Consider the following 10,504-nt stretch of genomic DNA (forward strand, 5'->3'; position numbering starts at 1 on the left):
CCTGCTTTGCGTAACCCGTAAATCTGATATCGTTGCTCTTGGGTGAGCTGCTGATAGTGCTTCATCTGGGCTCCTTTTATTTGATCGTTCAAGAAACTCAGATGCTATCGCAGCTTGCCTCTTGTTAACCTTATAAAAGTTGCACTTCAAACTAGAATCCGCCTAATAAAACTTATTTGTTTATAAAATTTATCAATAAGAAGAACCTAGAAGACTCTGATATATACAGTATTTTCCGATCTTATCATTTTTTGTTATACTTTATATCAATATATCATGTAAGCATAAATTAAAAATATGTTAACTAAGAATATTGTCATTTTATGTATTTACGGATGTTTAGTATCTGGTTGTGGATCAGTAGAAAGAAAGGAAGCAAATTTTAAAGAGCATTCGAGATCTATTATCTCAAAAGATAATAAGGCAAGCTTACATTCTGTAAAAAATGTATTATATGCAAAATACAGAAAGTGGCAGGGAGTTCGCTATCAGCTTGGTGGTTTAAGTAAAAATGGTATTGATTGCTCAGGATTTGTTTATATCATTTATAAATCAGGATTAGGTATAGATCTACCGCGAACAACCAATCTACAATCGAGAGCAGGAAAAGAAATAAATAGAAATAATCTTAAAACAGGTGATTTAATTTTCTTCAAAACTAAAAATACATTGAGCCACGTAGGTATTTATCTTGAAAATAGAAAATTTATTCATGCTTCTACTACTAAGGGAGTAACAATATCTAGATTAGACAATATATATTGGAAGTCCAGATATTGGAAATCAATTAGAATTTAATCATTCATTACTATCAGAAAATATTACCTCTTATATAAGATAGTATAGACAACTTAAATTAAATCCAATAAGTACCTTATCAAGTTATGTAATTTCCTTACTCTAGGAAATTACATACTCAATTCAATTATAGTAATTCTAATCGTGAGGTGATCGTCTCTGATGAATATTTAAGGAATATAAAACCCCAAATATACATGATAGATTATTCGAATTAAATCTTGCTGAGTCAATATTAACGCATAGATGACTAGAAAGTCAGCTATACATAATAATTCGGTAAAATTAACTATGAGATCACACTCCGCCAATATTACAATCGTATCAAAGCAAGCAATGCTCTTGTCCTTATCGGAATTGCTTTCACTCGAACATATAATCTCTAGACTGTTCGCACCCATCTCTTTGTGCAAAATCAATAAGTAGGCCCATGTCATTTTGAGCAACCTAAACTTAGATATGATGCCGTCTTCAAATGGCGCTAACTTTTTATCCCATTGAAGAATTAACAGAGATAAATGCTAAATCTTATTGGAAGAAATTTAATTTAAAAAGAAGCAAACTATCTATTCATAATAGTATTTTTCAAGTTGAGATTTATTTTTGCAATTGTTTTCCATATTTACGATTAAATTTCTCAACTCTTCCGGCAGTATCTACAATCTTCTGTTTTCCCGTATAAAAAGGATGGCAAGCTGAGCATACCTCTATATGTAAAGGCTTATTTAGAGTAGAACGTGTTTTAAAAACATTACCACAACTGCATGTTACTGCTATCTCTTGATAAATCGGATGAATCTCTGCTTTCATAATCTTACGTCCTCGATCTCCATATTATATTATTATGGGTTATATATTTTAAAAAATAGAATATTATCCTTTAATAAAGGAAGAGGTGCAACTTTAGAAAAGTTACGTCGGCATTACTCATCATCATAAAAATAATATAAAGATTTATACACGCCGCATTGAATCAAAAAAATCAGCATTGCTTTTTGTAGCTTTAATTTTATCAAGTAAAAATGACATTGCATCCATATCATCCATGGGGTAAAGTAGTTTTCGTAATATCCAGATCTTTTGTAATACATCTTGTGGAAGCAGTAGCTCTTCTCGGCGAGTGCCAGAGCGGTTAACATTAATCGCAGGGTAAATACGTTTTTCTGCCATGCGCCGATCAAGATGGATTTCCATGTTGCCAGTACCTTTGAATTCCTCGTAAATGACATCATCCATACGAGAGCCGGTATCCACCAAAGCAGTCGCGATAATGGTGAGAGAACCTCCTTCCTCTATATTTCGCGCAGCGCCAAAAAAACGTTTGGGGCGTTGTAACGCGTTAGCATCTACCCCTCCTGTCAATACCTTACCAGATGCAGGCACTACCGTATTATAAGCGCGTGCTAAGCGAGTAATAGAGTCGAGTAATATCACTACATCTTTCTTATGCTCCACAAGACGCTTGGCTTTCTCTATCACCATATCGGCTACTTGAACATGCCGGATGGCAGACTCATCAAAAGTAGATGAAATAACTTCGCCTCTGACAGAGCGAATCATTTCTGTCACTTCCTCAGGACGCTCATCTATCAATAATACCATCAAAATAACGTCAGGATAATTAGCCGCAATTGAATGCGCAATGTGCTGCAACATCACTGTTTTTCCGGATTTTGGGCTTGCAACCAGCAAGCCTCGCTGTCCCTTTCCGATAGGAGCGATAAGATCAATGACCCTGCCTGTAATGTTCTCCTCAGATTTAATATCACGCTCTAATGCTAAACGTTCAGTAGGAAACAGCGGGGTCAAATTCTCAAACAAAATTTTTCGTTTGGAGTTTTCTGGAGGCTCATTGTTAACCTTATCAACTTTTACTAGCGCAAAATATCGCTCCCCATCTTTGGGAGGGCGGATTTCACCATCAACTGAATCGCCGGTATGTAAATTAAAGCGCCTAATTTGACTAGGTGAAATATAAATATCATCGGGACCAGCCAGATACGAAGTGTCAGGTGAGCGCAAGAATCCAAAACCATCCTGCAAAATTTCCAGGGTTCCTTCCCCAAAAATACTTTCATTTTTACGTGCTTGATTTTTTAATAACGCAAAAATCAAATCCTGTTTTCGCAAACGATTGGCTCCCTCAACTTCATTTGCAACAGCCATTTTTATCAATTCGGAAACATGAAGGCTTTTAAGGTCAGATAAGCGCATGAAGAAACTCGTGAAAAGTGGTTGGAATAGAGAGAGAAACTAAGGTATCCAGGAAGAAGAGCAATACCAACAGGGAAAAAGTTAATTCTGAGCGATAGCTCTTATATCTTAAGACTTATAGAGTACTTTTATTAGGTATAGCCTAAGATTTTACAGATGACTATCAATAAATGCGGTCAATTGAGACTTTGAAAGAGCACCTACCTTGGTTGCTTCGATATTACCATTTTTAAATAACATTAGGGTTGGAATGCCACGAATTCCATATTTTGGGGGGGTAGCTTGATTTTCATCAATATTAAGTTTTGCAACTTTAAGTCGCCCGTTATATTCATTCGCTATTTCATCCAGAATTGGAGCAATCATCTTGCATGGTCCACACCATTCTGCCCAATAATCAACTAATACCGGCATAGATGATTGTAATACTTCTGCCTCAAAAGTTGCATCTGTAATATAGTGAACATGTTGATTCATGAAATCCTCATTCGAATTTGATTTTTTAAATTAATGTTGATCAATTGTACAATATACCAATGAATAGAATAGATCCGTCGTATCTGACTGCAAACCGAATCACAGTTGAAATAGAAATATGTAAGCTTGCAATTGTTATACTATAGAAAATTCCTACAAATGGGAAGTACTGTCGTACACTACAATTAAATTTTTATAGATTCCCAAGAGAAGCTAACTATCAAAATTATACCTTCTAGCTTGTTAAGCAATTTATCAATGGAATTTATTTCATACATAAAAGGATAAAGTGGGATATCAGCTTAATATGTTTAATCAATCTAATGAAAGACAAACAATCATACATTTAATTCAGCGTAATCACATACGCCAAGTATTTATAATGCTTATTGGTTTGCTCCTGATTTCCTGGAGTACGGTACTCATAGCATCTCCGCTACGCCTGGAAATCAAGCACTTTATTAATGAGATGGTTGCACAGCACGGATTCAATCAATCCAAACTTGAAGATGTATTTAGTAGAGTACAATTCCAGCCTTCTATCATTAATCTGATTTCAGTACCAGCTTCGTCAATACCTTGGAATAAATATCGCTCTCGTTTTATCAATTTACAACACATAAAAAGTGGCGTCAACTTTTGGAATGAACATGAACGGAAGTTAGAGGAAGCAAGTCAAGCATTTGGTGTTCCTGAAGAAATTATTGTTGCAATTATTGGCATCGAAACTGCTTATGGTGCAACGACAGGCAAGCACCGCGTAATAGATGCGCTTACTACCCTGGCATTCGATTTCCCTCGGCGAGCTGATTTTTTTAGAAGTGAGTTAGAGCAGTACCTGTTACTTGCGCAGGAGCAGGGTTTCGATCTATTCAATATCAAAGGCTCATATGCAGGCGCGATAGGCTTTCCACAATTTATGCCAGGAAGCTATAGACGCTACGCCATAGATTTTGATGGTGATGGAAAAGCTGATTTAACAGGCAATGCTGCTGATGCAATTGGTAGTGTTGCCAACTATCTCAAGGAATATGGTTGGGAAGCAGGAGGGCCAATCGTAACACGTGCACATGCACTGATTGAGGGTGATCATTATCAGGAAATCTTGCTTGCAGGTATCGAACCAGTTCATACAGTAAGAAAACTTCGCGAAGCAAATATTATCCCCTTGGAGAAGATGGGCGATGAGCGGTTAGCGGCACTAATAGAGTTAAAGGATGATGACAATATACAACATTGGCTTGGGTTCCAGAATTTCTATGTGATTACACGATATAATCGTAGTACTTTTTACGCAATGTCAGTACTGCAACTCGCTGAAGCAATTCGTGCAGCACGAAATTCAAGCTTGCGATAAATCAATAACCTAATAGAGGATGGCATTCGCATTCACGTGGCACTTGGACTCGGATGCGTAGCCGGCTTTCAGTATGAATATAACAGCGTCTAACCGTAAGGCTTTAACTTTACCTACCAAGCCATTGCCATTGATTAAATACTCGCTACTCCTGAATATCTGTATATTTTTCCCTTCTAAATACTACAACATGATCAGCTTCTAGCTTGATGCCGATTTTCTCACCAATAGCATGATTATGGTGGCTCGATATGAGTGATAATACAGTCCTTCCGCTTGATAATCTCAATGTATAAAGAATCTCAGCACCTCGGAATGCTTTATGTATGACCATGGCCTGTAAAGTACTAGTACTTTCATTGTTGTACACAATATCATCTGGTCGTATTAATACATCTACCTCACATCCGGTATGGCAAATTTCATTATCCAATTCGCACGGATGATAAATATCTTCGGTTAAAATTCCCAATTCCATCTCAATCTTTCCTGCAGAAAGCATTCTTCCGGGTAAAAAAACCCCTTGTCCGATAAAATTAGCAACAAAACGGTTGGCAGGACGATGATATAAATTATAGGCTGCATCCCATTGCATAATTTCTCCTTGATGCATAACGCCTATCACATCTGCAACCGAGAAAGCTTCGTCTTGATCATGCGTGACCAGAATCGCAGTAATATGCTGATTCTTTAGAATATCGCGTATTTCTAAACTTAAACGCTCCCGTAAGGTAATATCCAGATTAGAAAAAGGCTCATCCAGTAACAATAAATCAGGATGAGGGGCTAACGCTCGAGCTAATGCTACACGCTGCTGCTGTCCCCCGGAAAGCTCATGTGGATACTTATTGGCCACTTCCGCAAGGCCCACAATTTGTAGCATGTCGGTTACTCGCTGCATACGTTCAATCGCACTACTACGGTGCAGCCCAAAACTCACATTTTCCGCTGCTGTCAGATGAGGGAACAAAGCATAATCCTGAAATACCATACCGACACGTCTTTGCTCAGGCGGCAAGCTAAAACTAGCACAACTAACCACTACCCCGTTAAGTGATATCTCACCCGCAGTCAATGGTTCAAAACCAGCAATACAACGCAATACAGTCGTTTTCCCACAACCGCTGGGACCTAACAAACAACCGATCTCCCCTTTTTTCAAATCAAACGATAAATGACTAATGGTTACCTGCTTACCGTAAGCATGCTTAATTTGGTGTAATTTCAATAATGTATCCACAGCACTATTTGTCGGTCTGTCGCATCAATAAAATAATAGGTACCAATCCTGCTAGCACTAAAGTCACTGACGGTAATGCAGCCTGTTCCCATTCGCCCTCTGAAGTCAAAGCAAAAATACGCACAGCCAGAGTATCCCAGCCAAAAGGACGGGTCATCAAAGTGATGGGCATCTCTTTCATGACATCCACAAAAACTAGCGTGGCTGCAGTAAATATACCTGTTTTCAGCATCGGCAAATGAATGCTTCGTAATACCGCCCAGCCGCTCAAACCGAATCCCATCGCTGCCTCGTCTATGTTGCGCGTAATGCGTTGCATGGCGCTATCAATAGGATAATGGCCGACAGCAAGGAAGCGTGTCATATAAGCAATTAACATTACTCCGAGTGTGCCTTGAATCAGCAAACCAGTTTCAATTTGAAACAACATCGACAGCCATTCGCTCAACTGATTATCAAGCCAAGCAAGGGGAATGAAAATACCCACAGCCAATACTGCTCCAGGTAAGGCATAGCCAATTGTCGCTATACGTACTGCAATCAAAGTAAAGAAATCAGAATACAAGCGGACCGCATAAACCAGCAGTATTGCAATAAAGCAGGTAATCACGGTAGCCATTGCTGATAGCAGCACTGAATGCAAGAGAAATTCAAGATAACGTTGGTCAAAACTTTGCAGTAAAGAATTAGCAGCCCAGATACCCAATTGTATAATTGGCAACACAAATGCAAAAAACAAAACACTGGCAGCAAAACAGCTGATTGCTTTGGCTTTCCAGCCTGAGAGTAAGATACCGCTAGCGCGTGAACTTCTTTTCATCTCTGCAAAACGCATCCGCAATCGGAATTGTTGCTCAATAATAATGAGTACAAAGACAATCACGATCAGTAACGATGCAAGCTGAGAAGCAGCAGGTAAAGAAAACATGCCAAACCACGCTTTATAGATTGCTGTGGTAAATGTATCGTAGTTAAATATAGCGACTGTACCGAAATCTGCAAGAGTTTCCATGAGCGTTAGCATGATACCGCCTACAATCCATGGGCGTGCCATCGGCAGTGCCACCTTGAAGAATCCCTGTTGACGGCTAAGGCCCAGTGATTGAGCTGCCTCTAGTAAGCGCTTTCCTTGTGTGAGAAAAGCATTGCGCGCCATCAAATATACATAAGGATAGAAAGCCAGCGTCATAACAATGATCACCCCACCCCTTCCATATAAATCTGGAAACCAGGTTAGCTCTGACCCCAACCAACTGCGCAGGCTGGTCTGAACCGGGCCGGTATAATCAAATAAGCCGAGTACGACAAATGCGGTAACATAGGCTGGAATGGCTAATGGCAGTAATAATGCCCAGGAAAAAAACCTGCTGCCCGGAAACTCGTAGACCGCAGTAAACCACGCAAGGCTGACGCCCAATAATGACGTTCCGGCAATAACCCCGAATGAAAGCCAGAACGTATTGATTAATAAACTAGGAAGCGTGGTTTCAACGAGATGCTGCCAGACTTCATCTGCTGGCATAAAAAAGGAAGAGAAAACGACAACGACCGGAGCGAATACTAGTGCCGCAACGAGAAACGGGATCAGCCGCCATATACTTGCGTTATGCTTCAAGAGAAAAAAGGGGCGGCTAATATCGCTATTTTTTTCTTCTACAGTAGAATACTTTTCATTATTCACATGCATCCACTAGTTTATCGATAACCAGCCCGGTCCATTAATTTTACTGCTGTTGTTTGTAGCTCTCCGGCTTTGACGATGTTCATTGGATTTTGCTTGAATGCTCCCCACGCCGAAACGACTGGGCTGGGTTTAACCTGAGGATTGACTGGGTATTCCATGTTGACATCAGCAAACAAATTTTGTGCTTCCTCTGAAGATAAAAATTCCAGCAATTTGATAGCTGAGCGCTCATTTTTGCTGAATTGGGTAATACCAGCACCGGAAATATTGACATGCACGCCACTATTATTCTGATTCGGCCAGAAAACTGCTAAAGGTAAAGTAGGATTACTTTCTATCAATCTACCGTAATAATACGTATTGACCAGAGTCACATCACACCGCCCTGCTGCCACAAACTCTAAAGCTCTCGTATCATCAGGTAAAGGATCAGTTGCGAGATTAGCAACCCAGCCTCTCACTATTTTCTCAGTTTCAGCTTCACCATGCTCGGCAATCATCATGGCAACGAGCGACTGATTGTAAACTTTTTTCGAGGTACGCAAGCATAATCTTCCCTTCCATTTTGGATCAGCCAGATCTTCATAGCTAGAGAGATCAGAGGGTTTTACCTTTTGCGTGTTGTAGACAATAGTACGGGCTCGCACCGAGAGACCAAACCATTGCCCTTGTGGATCTCGTAAATAGGTAGGAATATTCGCTTCCAGTATAGGGGAAGAAACGGATTTTAACACTCCCGCGCGGGCGGCTTCCCATAAGTTCCCCACATCAGCAGTAATAAGAACATCAGCCGGTGTTTTTTTACCTTCGGCCTTGAGTCTCGCCAAAAGAGCGCCTTCCTTGTCTGTCGTAAATTTGACCTGAATACCTGTTTCACTGGTAAAAGCATCAAACATCGGCTTGATAAGCTGCTCAATTCTTGCTGAATACACTATGACCTGCTCTGCCTGCGCTATATTAACAACTAGCAGTGGGAGAAAGCAGCATGTGATCGTAAAAAAACGTTTGATAGAAAGTAGTTTACGCATTTAATTTAAGTATATGAAATGTGAGAATATCAGGAAACAGAATCCAGAATCTTACAAAATTAAGAACAATTATACTATGAATAAGAATAATTATTAGTTATACCTCTTTCAAGAAGTAGTGCGTACTCTAATTAGCAAGCTATATTATTAATTGCCTGCAATGGCGCTGTATATTCCAGCCCAAATGCTTCAGCCACCGCTGAATGTGTCACGAAACCACGATGTATATTGAGGCCGTGTTGCAAAGCACGATCATCACGCATAGCATCTAAACCTTCATTTGCCAGGCGCACTACATACGCAGCTGTTTGGTTATTCAGTGCAAAGGTGCTCGTACGCGGAACAGCCCCCGGCATATTGGTAACACAGTAATGCAATACACCATCAACTTCATAAACCGGGTGACTGTGCGTGGTTGGACGTGTGGTCTCGACGCAGCCACCCTGATCAACCGCCACATCAACGATGACCGAACCACGGCGCATATGTGATAGCATATCCTTGGTGATTAACCAGGGTGCACGTCCACCCGGGATCAATACCGCGCCAATAACGAGATCAGCCTGATAAACGAGTTCTTTGATATTAAGGCCATCACTCATACGTGTTAATAATTGTCCCCGGAAAATATCATCCAAATACTTCAAGCGTGCATGACTCACATCCAATACTGTTACTTGAGCACCCATACCAACAGCAGCTCTGGCAGCATTAGCACCTACTATGCCTGCTCCCAAAATTGTGACATTGGCAGGCGCTACCCCGGGAACACCACCCATCAGAATACCCCGGCCACCCAAGGTTTTTAGCAAGTAAGAAGCCCCTATCTGAATCGCCATTCTTCCAGCCACTTCGCTCATAGGTGCCAATAATGGCAACTCGCCCGATTCTGTTTGCACGGTTTCATAAGCGATGCCTGTCACCCCAGCAGCCAGCAGCGTTTCGACCAGTGCTTTATTTGAGGCCAGATGCAAATAAGTGAAAAGAATCAAGTCGCGGTGTAAATAGCGGTACTCCAGCTCTGTTGGTTCCTTTACCTTGACCACCATTTGCGCAGACCAGGCATCTTCAGCATTAGAAACAATATCAGCCCCCGCTGATTTGTAATCTTCATCAGCAAAAGAGCTTCCCAGCCCTGCTCCAGTTTGCACTCGAACCTGATGCCCATATCCCACTAGCGTATGGACGGTACCAGGCGACATCCCGACACGATACTCATTATCCTTAATTTCCTTGGGTAATCCGATAATCATTACTTGATTCCAGGTTTTATTGATCAGAATGACTCTTTTACTCTTTTTCTTACCTCTTTCATAGCGCCATCTCTATTAATCAGTTACACAAATAGATAGATTTGCCCTACCATAGATAATTTATAATCCGACATTGGCTAGAAACTTTCAATCCCTGTTATTGATTGAACCCTAAATAGTTTCAAGAAGTATCTTTGAAACAGACCTGGAAAATGCTAGAAATTCAATTTATTTGCGAGTCTGATCTATAAATCGGGATAGGGGCAGTCAGGCTACCTGACTGATCCCCTCCCACACCACCCGGCATGCGGGTCCGCACCGGGCGGTTCGAGAAGTTGAGGTCATGAGAGACGGGGCGCGCCGAGTTTGTCGAAATAGGCAATGGTCAATACCCGTTTGATGTCACCATCGCTATTCCGCCACCAGCAGCGCGCATTTTGCGCCACTCGCTTT

General features: G+C 40.7%; 9 protein-coding genes. 2 read left to right on the plus strand and 7 right to left on the minus strand.

The window, feature by feature from the left end; genetic code table 11:
- Positions 1-297: 297 nt before the first annotated feature.
- The gene (locus tag BLP80_RS13445) at positions 298-798 is read left to right on the plus strand and encodes a C40 family peptidase (RefSeq protein ID WP_090544070.1); all 501 of its coding nucleotides are present in this window, start codon (positions 298-300) and stop codon (positions 796-798) included.
- 597 nt (positions 799-1,395) lie between these two features.
- Here BLP80_RS13445 and rpmE read toward each other — a convergent pair.
- The 3 genes from rpmE to trxA all read right to left on the minus strand — a co-directional run bounded on the left by rpmE (position 1,396) and on the right by trxA (position 3,489).
- Positions 1,396-1,608 carry a 50S ribosomal protein L31 gene (gene rpmE / locus BLP80_RS13455; RefSeq protein WP_090544074.1) on the minus strand — a complete coding sequence of 71 codons (213 nt, stop codon included), beginning with the start codon at positions 1,606-1,608 and terminating at the stop codon, positions 1,396-1,398.
- Between the two features lie 144 nt (positions 1,609-1,752).
- Positions 1,753-3,012, minus strand: coding sequence for a transcription termination factor Rho (gene rho / locus BLP80_RS13460; protein ID WP_090544076.1), 1,260 nt, complete (start codon positions 3,010-3,012; stop codon positions 1,753-1,755).
- A gap of 150 nt (positions 3,013-3,162) precedes the next feature.
- On the minus strand, positions 3,163-3,489 hold the full coding sequence (trxA, locus tag BLP80_RS13465; RefSeq protein WP_090544079.1) for a thioredoxin TrxA: 327 nt from the start codon (positions 3,487-3,489) through the stop codon (positions 3,163-3,165).
- Between the two features lie 382 nt (positions 3,490-3,871).
- Between trxA and mltB the strand changes: the two genes are divergently transcribed.
- Positions 3,872-4,846 (plus strand): lytic murein transglycosylase B, encoded by a 975-nt coding sequence (gene mltB / locus BLP80_RS13470; RefSeq protein WP_256325109.1) that lies wholly within the window; start codon positions 3,872-3,874, stop codon positions 4,844-4,846.
- A gap of 145 nt (positions 4,847-4,991) precedes the next feature.
- Here mltB and BLP80_RS13475 read toward each other — a convergent pair whose 3' ends face one another.
- The 4 genes from BLP80_RS13475 to ald all read right to left on the minus strand — a co-directional run bounded on the left by BLP80_RS13475 (position 4,992) and on the right by ald (position 10,051).
- Entirely contained in the window at positions 4,992-6,086 is a 1,095-nt protein-coding gene (locus tag BLP80_RS13475) for an ABC transporter ATP-binding protein (RefSeq protein WP_090544083.1), read from the minus strand.
- Between the two features lie 4 nt (positions 6,087-6,090).
- A complete protein-coding gene (locus BLP80_RS13480) occupies positions 6,091-7,608 on the minus strand; it encodes an ABC transporter permease (protein WP_256203787.1) in 1,518 nt (505 codons plus the stop codon).
- Positions 7,609-7,781: 173 nt separating this feature from the next.
- On the minus strand, positions 7,782-8,762 hold the full coding sequence (locus BLP80_RS13485; protein ID WP_256325110.1) for a Fe(3+) ABC transporter substrate-binding protein: 981 nt from the start codon (positions 8,760-8,762) through the stop codon (positions 7,782-7,784).
- Positions 8,763-8,929: 167 nt separating this feature from the next.
- Positions 8,930-10,051: an alanine dehydrogenase gene (gene ald, locus BLP80_RS13490; protein WP_090544087.1), complete on the minus strand. Its 1,122-nt coding sequence runs from the start codon at positions 10,049-10,051 to the stop codon at positions 8,930-8,932.
- Positions 10,052-10,504 lie beyond the last annotated feature (453 nt).

It is taken from the genome of Nitrosomonas sp. Nm132, assembly GCF_900100485.1.
Taxonomy (GTDB): Bacteria; Pseudomonadota; Gammaproteobacteria; order Burkholderiales; family Nitrosomonadaceae; genus Nitrosomonas.